At 70.0% G+C, this 18897-nt stretch carries 16 protein-coding genes; 4 read left to right on the forward strand and 12 right to left on the reverse strand.

Translation table 11 applies throughout. The features are described 5' to 3' along the window. Positions 1 to 22: 22 nt before the first annotated feature. The 3 genes from LXB15_RS16265 to LXB15_RS16275 are packed head-to-tail and all read right to left on the reverse strand — an operon-like array spanning position 23 to position 2417. Positions 23 to 256 carry a DUF4170 domain-containing protein gene (locus LXB15_RS16265; protein ID WP_233949436.1) on the reverse strand — a complete coding sequence of 78 codons (234 nt, stop codon included), beginning with the start codon at positions 254 to 256 and terminating at the stop codon, positions 23 to 25. A gap of 15 nt (positions 257 to 271) precedes the next feature. Next, positions 272 to 1078: a 3'(2'),5'-bisphosphate nucleotidase CysQ gene (locus LXB15_RS16270; protein ID WP_233949437.1), complete on the reverse strand. Its 807-nt coding sequence runs from the start codon at positions 1076 to 1078 to the stop codon at positions 272 to 274. 1 nt (position 1079) lies between these two features. Continuing rightward, positions 1080 to 2417 (reverse strand): TldD/PmbA family protein, encoded by a 1338-nt coding sequence (locus LXB15_RS16275; RefSeq protein ID WP_233949438.1) that lies wholly within the window; start codon positions 2415 to 2417, stop codon positions 1080 to 1082. Positions 2418 to 2539: 122 nt separating this feature from the next. Between LXB15_RS16275 and LXB15_RS16280 the strand changes: the two genes are divergently transcribed. Both LXB15_RS16280 and LXB15_RS16285 read left to right on the forward strand, forming a co-directional pair. Further along, positions 2540 to 4570 carry a monovalent cation:proton antiporter-2 (CPA2) family protein gene (locus LXB15_RS16280; protein ID WP_233949439.1) on the forward strand — a complete coding sequence of 677 codons (2031 nt, stop codon included), beginning with the start codon at positions 2540 to 2542 and terminating at the stop codon, positions 4568 to 4570. Next, complete coding sequence (locus LXB15_RS16285; protein WP_233949440.1) at positions 4567 to 5604, forward strand: DNA topoisomerase IB; 1038 nt, start codon at positions 4567 to 4569, stop codon at positions 5602 to 5604. Before LXB15_RS16280 ends, LXB15_RS16285 begins: the two co-directional genes overlap by 4 nt. Positions 5605 to 5619: 15 nt before the next feature. Here LXB15_RS16285 and LXB15_RS16290 read toward each other — a convergent pair whose 3' ends face one another. From LXB15_RS16290 to LXB15_RS16310, 5 genes are all read right to left on the reverse strand, one after another. Continuing rightward, positions 5620 to 6495, reverse strand: a complete 876-nt coding sequence (locus LXB15_RS16290) for a patatin-like phospholipase family protein (RefSeq protein WP_233949441.1) — start codon at positions 6493 to 6495, stop codon at positions 5620 to 5622. Positions 6496 to 6499: 4 nt separating this feature from the next. Next, positions 6500 to 7819, reverse strand: coding sequence for a M16 family metallopeptidase (locus LXB15_RS16295; protein WP_370640122.1), 1320 nt, complete (start codon positions 7817 to 7819; stop codon positions 6500 to 6502). Positions 7820 to 7848: 29 nt separating this feature from the next. Beyond that, the gene (locus LXB15_RS16300; protein ID WP_233949442.1) at positions 7849 to 9303 is read right to left on the reverse strand and encodes a pitrilysin family protein; all 1455 of its coding nucleotides are present in this window, start codon (positions 9301 to 9303) and stop codon (positions 7849 to 7851) included. A gap of 110 nt (positions 9304 to 9413) precedes the next feature. Beyond that, a complete protein-coding gene (rsmD, locus tag LXB15_RS16305; protein WP_233949443.1) occupies positions 9414 to 9992 on the reverse strand; it encodes a 16S rRNA (guanine(966)-N(2))-methyltransferase RsmD in 579 nt (192 codons plus the stop codon). A 6-nt stretch (positions 9993 to 9998) separates the two neighbouring features. Continuing rightward, on the reverse strand, positions 9999 to 11900 hold the full coding sequence (locus tag LXB15_RS16310; RefSeq protein ID WP_233949444.1) for a pseudouridine synthase: 1902 nt from the start codon (positions 11898 to 11900) through the stop codon (positions 9999 to 10001). Positions 11901 to 12113: 213 nt separating this feature from the next. On the opposite strand from LXB15_RS16310, the gene LXB15_RS16315 reads away from it, so the two are divergent. Then, the gene (locus tag LXB15_RS16315) at positions 12114 to 12542 is read left to right on the forward strand and encodes a nucleoside deaminase (RefSeq protein WP_233953213.1); all 429 of its coding nucleotides are present in this window, start codon (positions 12114 to 12116) and stop codon (positions 12540 to 12542) included. 27 nt (positions 12543 to 12569) lie between these two features. On the opposite strand, the gene LXB15_RS16320 is transcribed toward LXB15_RS16315, so the two are convergent. Then, positions 12570 to 13250, reverse strand: a complete 681-nt coding sequence (locus LXB15_RS16320; protein ID WP_233949445.1) for a hypothetical protein — start codon at positions 13248 to 13250, stop codon at positions 12570 to 12572. 175 nt (positions 13251 to 13425) lie between these two features. After that, positions 13426 to 16488: an isoleucine--tRNA ligase gene (gene ileS, locus LXB15_RS16325; protein WP_233949446.1), complete on the reverse strand. Its 3063-nt coding sequence runs from the start codon at positions 16486 to 16488 to the stop codon at positions 13426 to 13428. A 309-nt stretch (positions 16489 to 16797) separates the two neighbouring features. On the opposite strand from ileS, the gene LXB15_RS16330 reads away from it, so the two are divergent. Next, positions 16798 to 17079, forward strand: a complete 282-nt coding sequence (locus tag LXB15_RS16330; RefSeq protein WP_233949447.1) for a hypothetical protein — start codon at positions 16798 to 16800, stop codon at positions 17077 to 17079. Here LXB15_RS16330 and LXB15_RS16335 read toward each other — a convergent pair. Both LXB15_RS16335 and LXB15_RS16340 read right to left on the reverse strand, forming a co-directional pair. Next, a complete protein-coding gene (locus LXB15_RS16335) occupies positions 17048 to 18031 on the reverse strand; it encodes a bifunctional riboflavin kinase/FAD synthetase (RefSeq protein ID WP_233949448.1) in 984 nt (327 codons plus the stop codon). The genes LXB15_RS16330 and LXB15_RS16335 overlap by 32 nt on opposite strands. Then, entirely contained in the window at positions 18028 to 18876 is an 849-nt protein-coding gene (locus tag LXB15_RS16340) for a TIGR01459 family HAD-type hydrolase (RefSeq protein WP_233949449.1), read from the reverse strand. Before LXB15_RS16340 ends, LXB15_RS16335 begins: the two co-directional genes overlap by 4 nt. Positions 18877 to 18897 lie beyond the last annotated feature (21 nt).

The following is an 18897-nucleotide window of genomic DNA, read 5'->3' on the forward strand; positions in this document are numbered from 1 at the left end:
GCAGGCGCTCGAAGGGGATCGATCACGCCTGGCCGGGGCTCAGCAACCGGTGCATGTGAACGATGAAGTACCGCATAGAGGCGTTGTCCACAGACTGCTGCGCCTTGCTGCGCCATGCCGAGAGAGCCGATGCGTAGTCCGGGAAAATTCCGACGATATCAAGGCTGTCCAAATCCTTGAACTCGACCTCCCTGAGGTCCTTCAGCTCGCCGCCGAAGACGAGATGGAGAAGCTGCTTCGGCGCTTGGTCTTGCATGGCGACGGTCCTCGCTCAGATCTCTTCGGTTCGATCGGGTATCACGGCGGCGAGACGGCGGACCCGATCCTGGGCACCCAGCGACGACGCGACCAACAGGCCATGCCTCTTGCCATGGCTCCTGTAAAGGCTGGCATCACCATGACGATCGGACAAGAGCCCGCCGGCTCGCTCGATCAGCAGGTCGGCCGCCGCGATATCCCAGTCATTGGCGCGCGGACGGACCAAAGTCCCGTCGATCCGCCCGGCGGCGACGAGCGCCAGCCGGTAGGCCAGCGACGGGACCGCCTTTTCCAGGAGCACGGTGTCGCCGCCGGCCTCCTGCAGGCGCTTGCGCATGCTGTCGGGAACGGCCAGGCGCAGCGCATCGGCCGGGCCGGGGGACGAGACCGCGCAAACGACGCCGTTCAGCCGCGTCGGCGTGTCCGCCGACACCTCGAAATGCTCGCCCAGCGCCGTCGCCGCGATGACCCCGGCGACGGGACGGCCGTTCTCGACGACCGCCACAGAGACGCACCATGTATCCTCGCCGCGCAGGAAGGCGCGGGTGCCGTCGATCGGGTCCACGACGAAGAAGCGGTCAGAACCGACATCGCGCAGATCGGCATGCTGCATCTCTTCCGACAGCCAGCCATAGCCGGGCCGCGCCTCGAGCAGGATCTTCTTCAGCAGGTCGTCGACCGCGTAGTCCGCCTCGCTGACCGGGGAATTGCCTTCCTTCCACCAGACTTTCGGATCCTGCCGGAAATGGCGCATGGCGAGTTCGCCCGCGGCCTTTGCGGCGTCGCTGATCAGCGCCAGGTCCGTCTGGAAATCGGTCACGTCACCGGCCCGCCACGGTCATGGCGTCGATCCGCAAGGTGGGCGCGACGATGGAGAATCGCTCGTCGAGATCGTTCGCCGCGGTCAGCGACAGCAGCATGTCCCTCAGGTTGCCGGCGATCGTCAGTTCCGACACCGGCGTGGTGATCTCGCCGTTCTCGATCAGGAATCCGGAGGCCCCGCGGCTGTAGTCGCCGGTGACCAGATCGGCGCCGTGGCCGATCAGCTCGTCGATATAGAGCCCCGAGAACGTGTCGCGAACGAGTTCGGCGGGCGACATGGCGCCGGCCGAGACGATCACGTTGCTCGACGACGGCGAGACGCCGCCGGCCGAGCGCGAGGCCCTGCCGTTGGTTTCGAGCCCCAATTCGCGGGCGGTTGCCGAATCGAGGATCCAGTTCTCGAGAATGCCGTCGCGGACGAGGCTGATCGTCTCGCCGCGCACGCCCTCGCCGTCGAAGGGCCGCGAGCCCGGCCGGCGGCGCAGCAGCGGCTCGTCGGTGACCGAGAAGGAGGCCGGCAGCACCGGTGCGCCCATCCGGTCCTTGAGGAAGCTGGTGCTGCGGGCGATCGCCGCCCCGTTGATCGCCGAGACGAGGCTGCCGATCAGGCCGCGGGCGATGCGCGGATCGAAGATCACCGGATAGCGCCCGGTCGGCACCTTGCCGGGCGACAGGCGCCGGACGGCGCGTTCGCCGGCGCGCCGGCCGATCGCCGCGGGCGCGTCGAGATCGGCGGCGTGCATGCGCGAGTCGAAATCGTAGTCCCGCTGCATGCCGACGCCCTCGCCGGCGATGACGCTGACGGACCGGGAAAATCCCGAACGCATCCGCTGGCCGGCAAAGCCGGTCGAGGTGGCGAGCACCAGGCCGGAGGAGCCGGCCGACACCGAGGCGCCGCCGGAATTCGTCACGCCCGCGACGGCGCGCGCGGCGTCCTCCATGGCCATCGCCTGATCGACCATGTCGGCGGCCGGCACCTCGGTCGGGTCGTAGAGGTCGAGGTCGAGGTCGTCGGCGGCAAGCCGCGCCGGATCGGCGAGGCCGGCAAAGGCATCCTCCGGCGAGACGCGGGCCATCGCCACGGCCCGCTCGGCGAGGCGCTCGATGTCGGCGGCGATGTCGGACGACACCGTCGCGACGCGCCGGCCGACGAACACCCTGAGGGCGATGCCCTCGCTTTCGGCGTTCTCGGTGTCCTCGACCTTGCCCAGGCGCACCGAGGCGGAGCGGCCGAAGGAGCGCATCACCGCCACGTCGCTGGCGTCGGCGCCGGCCTTTCGTGCGGTCTCGATGAGCCGCTCGGCGACCGTCAGGAGCCGCGCCGTGTCATTGTCCATGATTGTGCCTGCTGATTTTCTTCTGGAGACCATCTATTGTGCGACGCGACACCCATCAAGATGCCGGGTCGCGGCGGCAGCCCTCCTCGGTCGAGCAACGCCGCGCCCACACGAGCCCCAGCTTGGAAGCATCCACCCCCCTCTTTCTCGAGATCCTGATCCTGCTCGGCGGCGGCATCGCCGCCGCGACGCTGTTCAAGTGGATCGGTCTCGGAACCGTCCTCGGCTATCTCGCCGCCGGGATCGTCATCGGCCCGGTGCTGCGGCTCGTGCTGGACGGGGAGGAGATCCTGCATGTCGGCGAACTGGGCGTGGTCTTCCTGCTGTTCATCATCGGCCTGGAGCTGAAGGCGGGCCGCCTCTGGGCGCTGCGGCGGCAGATCTTCGGGGTGGGCCTCGCGCAGGTGCTGGTGACCGGGCTGGTGCTGGGGATCGCGGCCTATTTCCTCGGCGGCGACTGGCACGCCGCCGTCGTCATCGGCTTCGGCTTGGCGCTCTCGTCCACCGCCTTCGGACTGCAGCTCCTCGAGGAGGCCGGCGAGACCAACACCCGCCACGGCGAGACCAGCTTCTCGGTGCTGCTCTTCCAGGACCTGGCGGTGGTACCGCTGCTGGCCCTGCTGCCCTTCCTGGCGCCGTTCGCGCAGGAGACGGGGTTCGATCCGGCCCAGGTGGCGATCTCGATCGGCGCCGTCGTCGCCCTCGTCCTCGTCGGGCGCTACTGCCTCAACCCGCTGTTCCGGATCGTCGCCAGCTCGGGTGCCCGCGAGGTCATGCTCGGGGCGGCGCTGCTGGTGGTGCTCGGATCGGCGCTGCTGATGGCGGCGGCCGGCTTCTCGATGGCGATGGGCGCCTTCATCGCCGGCGTGCTGCTCGCCGAATCCACCTACCGGCACGAACTCGAGGCCAATATCGAGCCGTTCCGCGGCCTGCTGCTCGGCCTGTTCTTCATCGGCGTCGGCCTGTCGCTCGATCTCGCGGGCATTGCCGAGAACTGGCTGGTGATCCTGGTCGCGACGCCGCTGCTGATGACAATCAAAGCCGTCCTGCTCTACTGGCTGGCGCGGGCCTTCGGCGAGCCCCACGCGACGGCGGCGCCGGTCTCGGCACTGCTTGCCCAGGCCGGCGAATTCGGCTTCGTGCTGTTCAGCGCGGCCGCCGCGATCGGCATCTTCTCGACCGAGACCGCGTCGCTGCTGATCGCCATCGTCACGCTGTCGATGGCGCTGACGCCGCTGGCCACCTATCTCGGGCGGCGCGTCACGGGCGAGAGCGAGGCGGAGACGCTCGATGAGGATTTCGACGGCGCCGGGTCGGAAGTCCTGATGATCGGCTTCTCGCGCTTCGGCCAGATCGTCGCCCAGGTGCTGCTGTCGAGCGGCATCGACGTGACGATCCTCGATTCCTCTGCCGAGCGCATCCGCAACGCCACACTTTTCGGCTTCCGCATCTATTTCGGCTCCGGCATGCGCAAGGAAGTGCTGGAGGCGGCCGGCATCCGCAAGGCGCGGCTTGTCGCGGTGTGCACCAACAAGCGCGAGACGACGGACCGTATCGTCGACCTCATCCGCTCGGAATTTCCCAATGTCAGCCTCTATGTGCGCTCCTACGACCGCGCCCACGCGCTGACGCTGCGGGCGCGTGGGGTGGATTTCGAGATCCGCGAGACGGTCGAATCGGCGCTGGTGTTCGGCGGCGAGACGCTGACCGGCCTCGGCATCGACGACGCGCTGGCCGAGCGCATCGTCGAGGACGTGCGGGCCCGCGACATCGAGCGGCTGAAGCTGCAGGAGGTGGAAGGCCTCTATGCCGGCAACGACATGATGACGACCCGCCCGGTCACCCCGGAGCCGCTGGTCAAGCCGCGGCAATCGGCGCAGGCGGCGGAGCGGCCGATCGAGGAAAACGGGGGCCGGGGGGGGGGGGGGGGGGGGGGGGGGGGGGGGGGGGCGGGCCCCCCCCCCCCCCCCCCCCCCCCCCGGCCCGGCCGTTCTCGCTCAAGCGGCTCGCCGCCTACAAGGCGCGCTCGGGCTAAGGACGGCGACGGCGCCGGTGCCCGGCCAACGATTCGGGCCGCCGACGCAGGAACCGGCCGCACGGGGCGGCGTTCCCGGCAGGACCATTCCCGGTCCCTGGTACGTGCCCTTTCATGAACCTGAAACTTGCCCAGCATGCCGAACGCTTCGGCCTGACGATGGTGGACCCGGAACGGTTCGAGATCGAACGGCGCCGGAGCGGCAAGGGCCACCGCATCTGCTTCTGCAACGGCGAGAAGGTCACCGACAAGCGCCTCAAGGCGCGCATCAAGGCGCTGGTGATCCCGCCCGCCTGGACCAACGTGCGGATCTGCGTCGAGGAAAATGGCCATATCCAGGCAGTCGGACGGGACGAGAAGGGCCGGCTGCAATACCGCTACCATGACGACTGGGTGAACGTTCGCAATGCCGTGAAGACCGAACGGCTGCTGCGCTTCGGCCGGGCACTGCCGAAACTGCGGCGCCGGATCGACAAGGATCTGAGGCGCCGGACGGTCGACCGCCTGAGCACGTCGGCGGTCGCGACCCGGCTCATCGACTTTGCCGCCATGCGGCCGGGCCACGAGAAATACGCCGAGGATGGCGGCCGCGGCGTCGCCTCGCTGCGCAAGCAGAACCTGCGCATCGTCAAGAAGGTCGCGATCCTGAAATTCGTCGGCAAGTCGAAGAAGGAACATCGCATCGAGATCGCCGACAAGCGCCTCGTGCGTTCGCTGCAGCGCGTGCGCGAGGGCAAGGGCCAGCGGCTGTTCCGGTTTCCGGACGCCAAGAAGAAGCAGCGCGAACTGACTGCCAGCCTCCTCAACGACTATCTGCGCGAAGCGTCCCAGGCCCGCATCTCCGCCAAGGACTTCCGCACCTTCCACGGCTCCGCCGAGGCGCTGCGCTTCCTGATCGAGGATGCCGGAGACGCCGACACCGAGGCCAAGCGCAAGCGCGCCGTCGCGAAAGCGATGCGGTCGGTGTCGGACGTGCTGCGCAACACCCCGGCCGTTGCCCGCTCGTCCTACGTGCATCCGGAGATCGTCGAGGCGTTCGAGGAGGAGCGGCTGCCGGGCGACCTTTTGAAGGGCCGGCAGCGCGAGGGCCTCACCCGCGTCGAGACCGGGCTGATGCGCTTCCTGGAAGAAGTGGCCCGGCAGGCGGACTGAACCCGGCGATCCGTCTCAGAGGCCCGCGCCCGCCGCGCGCCTGCCGGTATCGGGATTCCCGATCCGTTTGCCGCTCAGCGCCAGGTCGATGGCGCGCTTGGCTTCTTCCTTGAACGGCGCGGTTTCGGCGAGGATCTGGCGGGTCAGCAGGAAGTCGAGAACGCGGTAATGGTCTACGGGCGGGCGCAGCAGCAGGTCGGGCGCGCGCAGCTTGAGCTTGGTGTCGATGATCGACTGCATCATCAGCTGCGTCGCGCCGAACATGGCCTCCATCGGCGTCGGCAGGCTGGCGCCGTCGCCCTCCGGGCCGCCATTGACGTCGACCGCGATGACGATGTCGGCCTTGTCGCAGAGCCGGTCGAACGGCAGCGGGTTGAAGATGCCGCCGTCGATCAGGACGCGGCCCTTGCGCCGGACCGGCCGGAAGATCGCCGGCAGCGCGCAGGAGGCCGCAAGTGCGCTGATGAGGTCGCCGGAATCGAGCTCGCATTCCGCCCGCTCGTAGAAATCCGTGGCCATCACGCCGAGCGGGATCCGCAGCTCCTCGAAATCCGCCGGCAGGCCGGTCGGCAGGAAGGCGGCCAGCACCCGCCGGGCATTCAGCTGGCCGAGCCGGAACCCGCCCTCCTCGACGAAATCCTGCAGGCTCAGCGGCCGGGTGCGCCAGAGCCGGGCGAGGACCTCGCGCTTGCGCGCAAAGGTCTCGAGCGCATAGCCGCGGATCTCGGCGCCGGACATGCCGGCGGCATAGCCCGCCGCCATGACCGCCCCGATGGAGGAGCCGACGATGCGGCTCGGCCGCACCCCGAGTTCGTCCAGCGCCTCGAGGACGTGGATATGGGCGATGCCGCGGGCACCCCCGCCACCGAGCGCCAGCGCGACATCGCTCACCGTGTCAGGCTCCGGCGGGGCCGACCGTGATGACCGTCGGCTCGGCGGACAGGAGCCGCTGGGCCATCGCCTTCACCTCGTCCATGGTCACCGCATCGATGAGTTCCTTGCGGCGATCGATATAGTCGATGCCGAGATCATCGAGCTGGATGCCGACCAGCGTGGAGGCGATCGCCAGCGAGGAATCGAGGTTCTGGATCGCGTAGGAGCCCTTGACGTAGGTCTTGGCCTTGGCGAGTTCCTCCTCGGTCGGGCCTTCCTCCGCCATGCGCTTCACCTCCTCGCGGATGATCCGCACGCTCTCCTCGGCGGCATCGGCCCGGGTGGCGGTGCTGATGCCGAGCAGCGCCGCATGGTCGTAGCTCGCCAGCCAGGATCCCGCGCCGTAGGCGAGGCCTCGCTTCTCGCGGATCTCGCGGTAGAGGCGGGAAGTGAAGCTGCCGCCGCCGAGCACGTGGTTCATCAGATAGGCCGCGAAGAAATCCTTGTCGTCCCGCATCACCCCGGGAAGCGCCAGCTGGATGGTCGTCTGGGGCACCGCGAGGTCGACGGCGACGGTCTTGCCGATCACCGGGTCGGTCTGCGGCACGTCCTTCAGATCGGCCGTCGCCGGCAGGCCGCCGAACACCTCGTCGAGCTTGGCGCCGAGCTCCTCCGGACTGATCGCGCCGACCACGCCGACATAGAGATTGTCGCGCGCGAAGGTCCGGTCGCGGAAATCCTTCAGGTCGGCCGCCGTCACGGTCGCCAGGGTCTCGACGGTTCCCTCGGTGGGCCGCGAGTAGGGATGCCCGGCGAAGACGGTGTTGCGGAAAGCCTCGCCGGCCAGCTTTTCCGGGTTGTTGCGGTCGGCGACGATGCCCGCGGCGATCTGGCCGCGGATCCGGGCCACCGGCTCCTCGTCGAAGCGCGGCTGGTTCACCGACAGGCGCAGGAGGTCGAAGGCCTCGTCGCCGAACTCGGTGATGGTGCGGAAATTGCCGGTGAAATCGTCGAGGCTGGCGTCATAGCTGAGCGAGACGCCGAGATCGTCGAGCCGTGCCTGGAAGGCCTGGCTTTCGATGTCGCCGGCGCCCTCGTCGAGCAGCCCCGACATCAGGTTCGCGGTGCCTTCCTTGCCCTCGGCGTCCTGTGTCGAACCGGCGCCCTTGAAGGCAAACTTCATGGCGATCAGCGGGTTGGTGTAGTCCTCGACCAGCAGCGCCTTGATCCCGCCCGGGCTGGTGACTTCCACGATATCGACGGCGGCGGCCGGCGATGCGGCCATGAAGGCGGTGGTCAGCGTCAGGCCGAGCACGGCGAGGGTGTTGGCAAATGGCTTCAACGGTCTGTCCCTTCGGGCGATGCTGAACATCAGGAGCGCTTGTCGTCGGCGGCTTCCGGCAGCAGATGGCCGGTCACCGAACGCCGCTCCTGCAGGTACTTTCGGGCCACGGCATTGACCTCTTCGACGGTCACCGCCTCGACGCGCTCCGGCCAGGCCTCGACATCCTCGATCGTCCGGCCGGTGGAGAGGGCCGCCGCGTAGCGACGCGCCATCGCGGTCTGGCTGTCGCGCAGATAGATCATGTTCTTGCGCACCCGGTTCTTCGCCCGCTCGAGCTCGTCCTCGTTGACGCCGTTCTCGACGATGTCGGCGATCTCGGCCTCGATCGCGGCCTCGACCGCGTCGATGCTGGCGTCGCCCCGTGGCGTGCCGTAGACCGCGAACTGGCCCTCCTTGAGAGCCGTGCCGCCGTAATAGGCGCCGGTCTCGGCCGCGATGCCCTTCTCGACGACCAGCGAGCGGTAGAGCCGGCTGGTGGTGCCGCCGCCGAGAATGTCGGAGAGGAGATCGAGCGCCTCGGCCTCGCTGCCTTCGGCGGTGGTCTCGGACGGGACGAGATAGAGGGTCTGGACCGAGGGCTGGGTGACGCGCGGGTCGCTCAGCGTCACCGCACGGGCCGCGAGCGGCTCGGGCTCGGCGGCACGCTTGCGCTCGCCGGGCTCGGCACGACGCTCGACCTTGCCGTAGGTCTCCTCCGCAAGCCGGCGCACCTGTGCCTCGGTGACGTCGCCGGCAACGAGCAGGATGGCGTTGTTGGGCGTGTAATACTTGTCGTAGAAGGCGATGGCGTCGTCGCGGGTGAGCTGCTCGATCTCCGAGCGCCAGCCGATCACCGGCGTGCCGTAGGGGCTGTTCAGGAACATCGTCGCCTGGACGATCTCCTGCAGCTGCGAGCCCGGATCGTTGTCGACGCGCATCCGCCGCTCTTCCAGGATCACGTCGCGCTCGGGCAGCACGGCTTCTTCCGACAGGACCAGATTGGCCATCCGGTCTGCCTCGAACTTCATCACCGTTTCCAGCGCTTCGGCCGGCACCTGCTGGTAGTAGCCGGTGTAGTCCGACGTGGTGAAGGCGTTCTCCTGGCCGCCAAGATCGGCGACAGCGCCGGAGAACTCGCCCTCCGGGTGCGCCGTGGTGCCCTTGAACATCAGATGCTCGAGGTAGTGGGCAATGCCGCTTTCGCCCGGCGCCTCGTCGGCGGCGCCGACACGGTAATAGACCATCTGGGTGACGACCGGGGCGCGGTGGTCGGGCAGCACCACGACCTGCAGGCCATTGTCGAGGGTGAAGGACGAAACCTCGGCGGCGTCCTGCTTCTCGGCGGTGTCATCCGGCGTCGTCGCTGCGGCAGGCGCGGGCGCGGCAGTCTCGCCGGCCGGCGCCGCTACGGTCTCGGCCCAGGCAACGGGCGGCAACGACAGGGCCAGCCCCAGGGCCAGCACGCTCGCCGACAGGCCGAAGTTTCGCGAAGGGTAGATCATCGTCAGGGAGTGCCTCGCTGTTGCGTCACGTCCGGATGGGCCGGGCGCAGGCGCCCGGTCGGGAGCCGGATATTGGCGGATTGCAGGAGTCGAGGCCAATTACGGTTTAGTTAGGTCGCCGCCGGCGACGGCGTTGCCTCCGCCACCAGGAACCGCAGCACCGTCTCGCCCATGGTGCGCGTCTCCTCGAGGCGAAGCCCGGCCGGCACCTCGAACGGCGCGGCTGCCGCCTCCTCGAGCACCACGACGGCGCCCGGTTTCAGCCAGCCACCGGCCAGTGCCGATGCGAGTGCCGCTTCGCCGAGGCGCTTGCCGTAGGGCGGATCGGCGAGGAGCAGGTCGAAGGGCTCGACGGCGCCGGAGGGGCCGAGCCGCGTCGCGTCGCGTCGAAACAGCCGCGAGCGGCCCTGCAGGCCGAACGCCTCGACATTCTGGCGGATCAGGCCGCGGCCCTCGACGCCCTCCTCCACGAACAGGCAGAAGCGGGCGCCGCGCGACAGCGCCTCCAGCCCGAGCGCCCCGGTGCCGGAAAACAGGTCCAGCACCCGCGCGCCGTCGAGCAGCAACCCCGGGCGGTGGCCCAGAATGTTGAACAGCGTCTCGCGATGCCGGTCGCTGGTCGGCCGGATCGCGTCACCGGCCGGGGTCGCCAGGCGGCGGCCGCGAAACTCACCGCCGACGATGCGCATGCGGCGTCAGTCCTTGCGGGGACGCCGCGGCGGCGTCGCGCCACCCGGCTTCGGCCGGCCGCCGGGCTTGCCGGCGCGCTTGCTCGGATCGGTCGGCGACGGGCGGCCGCGCGACGGGCGCTCGCCCCGCGGCCGGTCGCTGCCCGGCCGCTCGCCGGCGGCACGGTTCTGCGCCGCCTGCGCGTTGCGGGCACCCAGTGGCTTGGCGCCCGGTGCGATCCAGACATTGGCCGAGCGTTTCGGTTCGCCGAACGGCTTCTGGGCGGGCGAGCGGTCGCCGTCGCCGGCTCCGCGGTCGCCGAAGGATTTCTTCGGTCCGTCGAAGCGGCCGCCGGTCCGCCGGTCGCCGTCGTCCCGCCCGCCCCGCTCGGGACGACCGGGCCGCTCGGAGCGCTCCGGCCGGCCGCCGGCCGGCTTGCGGGCGGACCGGTCGTCGCGCTCGCCGCGTGGCGAGCGCGTGTCGAGCCGGCCGAGCGCATCGTCGCGCTTGGCCTCGCGGACCTTCTTCTTGTTCGGCGCCGTCTCGCTCGCCGACACCCAGTCGCCGCGGCGCTTCGGCCGCAGGTCCGGGCCCGGCTCCTCGGCCTGCACCGGCTTGTTGGAGAACACGTTGGTCACCGGCGCCTCGAAGTCGGCGCCGGCATCCTCGATCAGCCGATCGCCGAGCTGCTCGCGCAGCATCTTTCCCTTGATCTCCTGGACCGCGCCCTCCTTCAGGTCGCCCAGCTGGAACGGACCGAAGGACAGGCGGATCAGGCGGTTCACGTCGAGGCCGAGATGGCCGAGCACGCGCTTGACCTCGCGGTTCTTGCCCTCGCGAAGCCCCAGTGTCAGCCAGACATTGGCGCCCTGTTCGCGGTCCAGCGTCGCCTCGATGGCACCGTAGAACACCCCGTCGATGGCGATGCCCTGGCGCAGCTCGTCGAGCTTGGCCTGCGAGATGGTGCCGTGCGCCCGCACCCGGTAGCGCCGCAGCCAGCCGGTCGAGGGCAGCTCCAGCACCCGGGCGAGGCCGCCGTCGTTGGTCAGCAGCAGGAGACCCTCGGTGCTGATGTCGAGCCGGCCGATCGACAGCACCCGCGGCATGTCGCTGGGCAGCCGGTCGAATACCGTCGGGCGGCCCTCCGGATCGCGGTTGGTGGTGACCGTGCCGGCGGGCTTGTGGAACAGCCAGAGACGGGTGCGCTCGATCGCCGGTAGCCGCGTGCCGTCGACCTCGATGACGTCGCTGCCGCTGACGTCGAGGGCCGGCGTGTCGAGCACCTTGCCGTTCACCCGGACGCGGCCGTCGGCGATCATGCCCTCGGCGTCGCGGCGCGAGGCGATGCCGGCGCGGGCGAGACGGCGGGCGATCCGCATCGTTCCGGTTGCGTCGACCGCCGGCGCCGCACGCGGCGGCCGCTTCGGCCCCGCGTCGCGGGCATCGCTGCTCGACGCGCGCGACTTGCGGTCGTCGCTGACGGGGCGCGGCTTGCGCTCGTCCTTGGCGCCGTCGTGCTGCAGGCGGCCGTAGCTGCGCGGCCGCTCCGGGCGGCCCTCGCCGGCGCTGCCGCCATGCGAGAGCATGCCGCGGCTGCGCGGCTTGAAGGGCGGCTTGCCGCCCGCCTCGCCATCGCCGCGGCCCCGGGCTGGCGCGTCGCCATCGGGACGCGGACGGAAGCTTTTCGGCCGCTCGCCCTCGGCGCGCCGGGGCCGCTCGCCGCCGCGCGGCCGGTCGCCGTCGCGAGGCGGCCGGGCCGGGCCGTCGCCGGAGGCGGCGCGCTTCGGCCGCTCGCCGCGGTCGCCGCCCTTGCCGCCGGCCGGCCTGCCGGCGGATGGCCGCCGCGGACCGTCGCCGGGCTTGCCGCCGCGACCGCCCTTGCCGGCGCCGCGGCCTTTCCTGTCGTCGCCGTTCGTCGTATCGCTCATGGTATTCGCCCTTGCTGGCGGCCTCACGGCCGGCAGATCCCTGCGGGGTCAAAGTTGTATCGGATCGGCTGGCCGCTCCAGTGAGAATCACGGCGACAGCCGAAGCTGTCCGGACCATCGACGACAGACGCGCCGATCCAGCGTTTGGCTGGTGCTCTAACAGGTCGCCGGCAAACGAGCGAGAGGAACCGCAGCGTGGCAGGCGCGAATTTCATGGACAGGGCCGTGGCGGCGGCGCGCCTGGCCGCCGAACGGGACGAAACCCCCGTCGGCGCAATCATCGTCCGGGACGGCGTCATCCTCGCGGAGGCCGGCAACGAGACCCGCGCGCGCAACGATCCGACCGCTCATGCCGAGATGCTGGCGATCCGCGCCGCCTGCGCCGCGCTCGGCTCGGAACGCCTGAGCGGCTGCGACCTCTATGTCACGCTGGAGCCCTGCGCGATGTGCGCCGCGGCGATCTCCTTCGCCCGGATCCGACGGCTGTATTTCGGCGCCGCCGATCCGAAGGGTGGCGCGGTGGAGTCCGGGCCGCGCTTCTTCGGCCTGCCGACCTGCCACCATGCGCCGGACGTCTATTCCGGCATCGCCGAGACGGAAAGCGCGAAGCTGCTCAGGGAATTCTTCCGCGGGCGGCGCTGACCGGCCGCGGCCGTCCTGTCGGGCGGCTTAGAACGGCAGCAGGTTGCGGATCTTCGAGCCGAGGCCGTCGTTGCTGGCACCGCGGATGCGGCGTTCCTTGACGCTCTCGTCGACCCCCGGCTCGCCGACCGGCGCGGTGGCGGCGGGCTTGCGGTAGTCGAGCGGCGGCTCGCTGAGATAGCGGCGCTGCGTCGGGCTGCCCTGCTGCGAGGCCTTCAGCCGCTCGCGCATCAGTTCGCCGCGCCCCCTCAGCTCGTCCGGCGAGAGGATCTGCGGATCGTCGTCGTTGGTGAACTCGTAGCCGCTGCCCTTGGTGCGATCGAGATAGGCCTGGGTCACGCCTTCCTTGCGGGCCGAGGCGACGTCGGCCGGCACCGGGCCGTCGCCCTGATAGGCGGCCGCCTGGCGGCGCGCGGCGCGCTGCTCGGGTGATTCCGGCCAGTTCGGGTCGCTGGTCGTGTTGCGCGTCGGCTGCGGCGCCGGGAGCACCGACGTGCTCTCCGGACGCACCAGTTCCGGGCGCGGGCTGTAGGCGATCTCGGAGGTGTTGCTGCTGCCCAGCGACACGACATTGTTGAGGTCGTCGAACAGCGTCTCGCCCTGCGACTTGCCGGTCCCGTAGGTGGGGCCGAGGCAACCGGTCAGCGCCGGGGCGGTCGCAAGCAGCGTCGCGGCATAGAATGCCCTGCGCTTCGTGGCTGAAATCATCGCTTGCGGCCCCCTAAGCCGGTCAGTGTTCGCTCGGGCCCATTCCCCTCGACCCGGACGATCGAAACCCGCCCATGACAGGCAAATCTGGCGAAATTCCGAGCCGTGTCTTAGGACGCGCGCCCGGCCTTGGCAAGCAAGTCCGCCGCGCCAGGCCCAGCCGTCCTGCCGAGGCTCAGGCCGCCGACAGGAGGCCCAGCGCCTTGAGTTCGCGCAGCGCCGCGGCGTCGCGGGCGGTGACGTCCGGATATTCCGGGTCGGAACCGACATCGTCGCTGATCTTCCACGACCGGGCGCATTTGCGCCCTTCCGCCTTGTGGAAGACCACCGCGACGCCCGGCGTGTCGGCGAGCGTGAAGGCATCCGCCGGCGCGGGCTCGGCCGAGATGGTCAGGCCGCTGGTGATGGCGATCTCGGCGAAATCCACCGACGAAGCCAGCGTCCGCAATTCGGCGTCGGCGACATGGACCACCGGTGCCGCCTCGAGCGAGGAGCCGATGACCTTGTCGCGCCGCTTCTCCTCCAGCGCCCCCATGACCACCCGCCGCACCCGGCGGATCTTCTGCCAGCGCGCCGCCAGCGCATCGTCGCGCCAGGCGGGATCGGCGGGGCGGAACTGCTCCAGATGCACCGACTGCGCCTCAGGGTAACGCGACAGCCAGGCCTCCTCCATGGTGAAGGGCAGCATCGGCGCGAGCCAGGTGACGAGCCGGTCGAAGATGATCCGCACCACCTGCAGCGACGCCTTGCGGCGCGTCGCCGACGGCGGGTCGCAGTAGAGCGAGTCCTTGCGGACGTCGAAATAGAACGCCGAGAGCTCGACCACGATGAAGTCGAGCAGCGTCCGGCTGATCCGCTTGAAGTCGAAGGAATCGTAGCCCTTGCGCACGATCTCGTCGAGTTCGGACAGCCGGTGCAGCATCAGCCGATCGAGCTCCGGCATGTCGGCCAGCGCGACGTCGTCGCCGCGGTCATGGGCGAGCGTGCCGAGCATCCAGCGCAGGGTGTTCCGCAGCTTGCGGTAGGAGTCGATGTTGGTCTGCAGGATCGCCTTGCCGAGGCGCAGATCCTCCGAATAGTCCGACGACACGACCCAGAGCCGCAGGATGTCGGCGCCGGACTGCTTGATGACGTCCTGGGGCGTGACGACGTTGCCGAGCGACTTCGACATCTTGCGCCCCTCCTCGTCCATGACGAAGCCATGGGTGAGGACCGCGTCGTAGGGCGCCCGGCCGCGGGTGCCGCAGCTTTCCAGCAGCGACGAGTGGAACCAGCCGCGATGCTGGTCGGAGCCTTCGAGATAGAGGTCGGCGGGCCATTTCAGGTCCAAGCGCTTCTCCAGGCAGAAGGCGTGGGTCGAGCCCGAGTCGAACCAGACGTCGAGAATGTCGCGGACCATCGTCCACTTCGTGCCGTCGTGCTCGTTGCCGAGGAAGCGCTCCTTGGCGCCTTCGGCGAACCAGGCGTCGGCACCCTCGGCGTCGAACGCCTCGAGGATGCGGGCATTGACCGCGTCGTCCTTGAGGATCTCGCCGTCGGCATTGGCGAAGACGCAGATCGGCACGCCCCAGGCCCGCTGGCGCGACAGCACCCAGTCCGGCCGGTCGGCGATCATGCCGCGCAGCCGGTTCTGGCCGGAGGCCGGCACGAAGCGGGTCTCCTCGATGGCCGCGAGCGCGCGGCCGCGCAGCGTGTCGTCGGCGGGGGCCGTCACGCCCGCGTTGATCCCGAAGCCGCCGAGGTCCTTGTCCATGTGGACGAACCATTGCGGCGTGTTGCGGAAGATCACCGGCTTCTTGGAGCGCCAGCTGTGCGGGTAGGAATGCTTCAACCGGCCGCGGGCGAGCAGGTTGCCGGAGGCGATCAGCGCGGCGATGACCCGGTTGTTGGCGTCGCCCTTCTTGCCCTTGTCGTCGATGACGCGGGCCGGACCTTCCGGCGCGTCGGGGCCGAAGCCCGGCGCATCCTTGGTGTAGAAGCCGTCGTCGTCGACGGTGAACGGGATCGCCGTGTCGATGCCGCGCGCTTCCAGGTCGCGGCGCGCCGCCATCCATGCGTCGAAATCCTCCCGGCCATGGCCGGGGGCGGTGTGGACGAAGCCGGTGCCGGCCTCCTCGGTGACGTGATCGCCCTCGAGCAGCGGCACGGCAAAGTCGTAGCCGAGACCGTTGAGCGGGTGGTCGACGACCATGCCGGAGAGATCCGTGGCCGAGACGTCGGCAACCCGGCGGTAGCCGCCTTCGGGGACGCGGGCCTTGGCGAAGACGTCCGCCGCCAGGGCGTCGGCGAGCACGAGCCTCTCGCCGAAAGCCGCCCAGCGCGGGTTCTCGTCATCGTCCGGTGCCGTCACCTCGTAGAGCCCGTAGGCAACGCGCGGCGAGAATGCGACCGCGCGGTTGCCGGGGATCGTCCAGGGCGTCGTCGTCCAGATGACGACCGAGGCCGTCTGTAGCAAGTTAGAGTCGGTCACCGACGGCACTTTTCCGCCGGTATCGGAAAGCCACTGCGCTTTAACGGCAGTTGGAACTTCCCGGATCGGAAACTTCGCCCAGATCGTGTCGCTCTCGTGGTCGGCGTATTCGACCTCGGCCTCGGCCAGCGCGGTCTTCTCGACGACCGACCACATCACCGGCTTGGAGCCGCGATAGAGTTGGCCGGACATCGCGAATTTCAGCAGTTCGCCGGCGATCACCGACTCCGCCCCGAAGGCCATGGTGAGGTACGGGTTCTTGAAGTCGCCCTCGACGCCGAGGCGGCGGAACTCGGCCGACTGCACGCCGACCCAGTGCGCGGCGAACTCGCGGCATTCCTGGCGGAACTCGTTGACCGGCACCTCATCCTTGTTCTTGCCCTTGGCGCGGTAGGCTTCCTCGATCTTCCACTCGATCGGCAGGCCGTGGCAGTCCCAGCCGGGGACGTAGTTGGCATCGTAGCCGCGCATCTGGAAGGAGCGGGTGATGACGTCCTTGAGGATCTTGTTGAGCGCGTGGCCGATATGGAGGTTGCCGTTGGCGTAAGGCGGGCCGTCATGCAGCACGTATTTCGGCCGCCCGGCGGAGGCCTGCCGCAGCGTGCCGTAGAGGTCCATCGCGTCCCAGCGGGCGATCCAGGCGGGCTCGGCCTGCGGCAGACCGGCCCGCATCGGGAATTCCGTCTCGGGCAGGAACAGCGTCGTGGAATAGTCGATGGCGGTCGCCTGGGCAGGCTGGGCGCCGGACTGGGTGTCGGTGTCGGACATGATGCGGTCAACCGTGGCGTTCGCCGCGCAGGAAGAGGCGGCGCGAAAATGGAGTGTCGGGCGAAGACAGGCGTCCCGGTCCTTCGCCGGCTCGCGGGAGCCGATCAGAAGGCCGGGCGGCTAATTCGTCTTGCGACAGGCGACAGGCGCGGACCCAACATGGGCTGGCTTTAGCAACTCCGCGAGACGAAGGAAAGAATGGCCGGTCGCGAGGCGGGAAACGGGGACCGGCAGCGATTGCCGCGGGGCCCGCAAAACCTATGATCTCCAGACGGGCCCGAGTCGCTCCGCGCCCCAACGGTGGCCGCCATGCCGGAACTGCTGCGCTTCCTGCTGCGCAATGCCGCGATCGGCTTTGCCGCGGCCGCCGGCCTCGTCGCCGCGCTGGCGCTCGCCGACATCGGCCGGTTCGGCACGGTGCTGCGGGAGTCGGATGTCGGACTGCCCGCCTTCGCGCTGCTGGTCTATTTCCTCGGCCTGACGTTTGCCGGCGTGCAGGTCGGCTTCGCCCTCATGCTGGGGCTTGCGACCCCCGACGAGGACAAGCGGCACGGTCGGCTCAGAAGGCGATCGCCTGGTCGAGATCGCTGAGCGGGCTCGCCGACGCCAGCAGCGCCTTCGCCGCGACGGCGTCCCGGTCCATCTGCTCCACCAGCGCCGCGGCGCTGTCGAAGCGCTCCTCGCCGCGCAGGAAATCGAAGACAGAGACGTCCACCGTCTCGCCGTAGAGGTCGTCCGAAAAGTCGAACAGGAAGGTCTCGAACAGCGCCGCGCCGTCGTCGAAGGTGGGGCGGCGGCCGAAGCTCGCGACGCCGTCATGCAGGCTGCCGTCGGCGCGGCGCAGGCGCACCGCGTAGATGCCGTGCGCCAGCAGCGTCTCCGGCTCGAGGGTCATGTTCGCGGTCGGGTAGCCCAGCGTGCGGCCGATCTGCGCGCCCTTGCCGACGGTGCCGCGGATCGTCCAGCGGTAGCCGAACAGCGAGGCGGCGGCGCCGGCCTCGCCGCGCGCGAGCAGCCGGCGGATGCGGCTCGACGAGACGGTCTCGCCGCCGGCATCGGCCAGTGCCGGCACCAGGGTGGTGCCGAAGCCGCTGTCTTGCCCGGCGGCCGCCAGCGTCTCCGGCGTGCCGCGGCGCCGGGCGCCGTAGTGAAAGTCGAAGCCGGCGACGACGTGGCGCGCCTTGAGGCTCTCGACCAGCACGGACTGGACGAAGTGGTCCGGGTCGAGCGACGCGAAGGCGCGGTCGAAGGGCTGCTCGACCACGGCGTCAAAGCCGAGCGCCTCGATGAGGCGCGCCTTCATCGGCGCCGGCGTCAGCCGGGCGACCGGCCGCTCGGGATTGAAGACGGTGCGCGGATGCGGCTCGAAGGTCAGGCAGACCAGCGGCAGCCGCTCGGCCTCGGCGATCTGCCGGGCCGCAACGAACACCGCCTGATGGCCGCGATGCACGCCGTCGAAATTGCCGACGGCCACGACGCCGCCCGCGAGGCGGGACGGCAGGTCATGCAGCGAGAAGAGCCGCGCCAGCGCGCCCTGGCTCATTGCAGATCCGCCATCAGATAGTTCGCCGCCAGTCCCTTTTCCGCCAGCATCGCCGCGATCGCCTCGGACGCGGCGTCGGGCCCGCCGAGCTCGGCGCCGTGGATTCCCTCGGTGATGAGCAGCACGTCGATGCCGAAGCGGTTGGCCCCGGCAATGTCGGTCATCAGCCCGTCACCGATGGCGAGGATGCGCGAGCGGTCGACGGCGCCGACCAGTCGAGACGCGACGTCGTAGATCGGCCGATGCGGCTTGCCGGCGAGCCGGACCGTGCCGCCCAGCGCTTCGTAGTCCCGGGCGAGCGCACCGGCGCAGAAGATCAGCCGGTCGCCCCGGTGCACCACGATGTCGGGATTGGCGCAGACCATCGGCAGGCCGCGGGCGGCGAGTCGGGCCAGCATCTCGGCATAGTCCGCGGGGGACTCGGCCTCGTCGTCGAACAGGCCGGTGGCCACCACCGCCTCGGCGTCGGCCTCGGCGACGCGCTCGACCGACACGCCTTCGAACAGGTCGAAGTCCCGCGCCGGGCCGATGTGGAAGACCGGCCCGTCGAGTTCCCCGATGAGGGCCGCCGTGGCGTCGCCCGAGGTGACGATGCCGTCATAGGCGGCGCGCGAGAAGCCGAACGTGTCGAGCTGCGCCGCCACGGCGGCGGCAGGCCGCGGCGCGTTGGTCAGCAGCACTACCTTGAGGCCCGCCTCCCGCGCCGCGGCGAGGGCCGCCTCGGCCGGGCGCTTCTTGGTCAGGCCGTCGTGCACGACGCCCCACACGTCGCAGAAGATCGCGTCATAGCCGTCGGAGACCGCCGCGAGCGACTCGATCCGGCGGGCCGGGCGTTTGTTCGTCATGTCCATGGCGGTCCGGCTCTC

The sequence above is a fragment of the Aurantimonas sp. HBX-1 genome (assembly GCF_021391535.1).
GTDB lineage: Bacteria > Pseudomonadota > Alphaproteobacteria > Rhizobiales > Rhizobiaceae > Aurantimonas.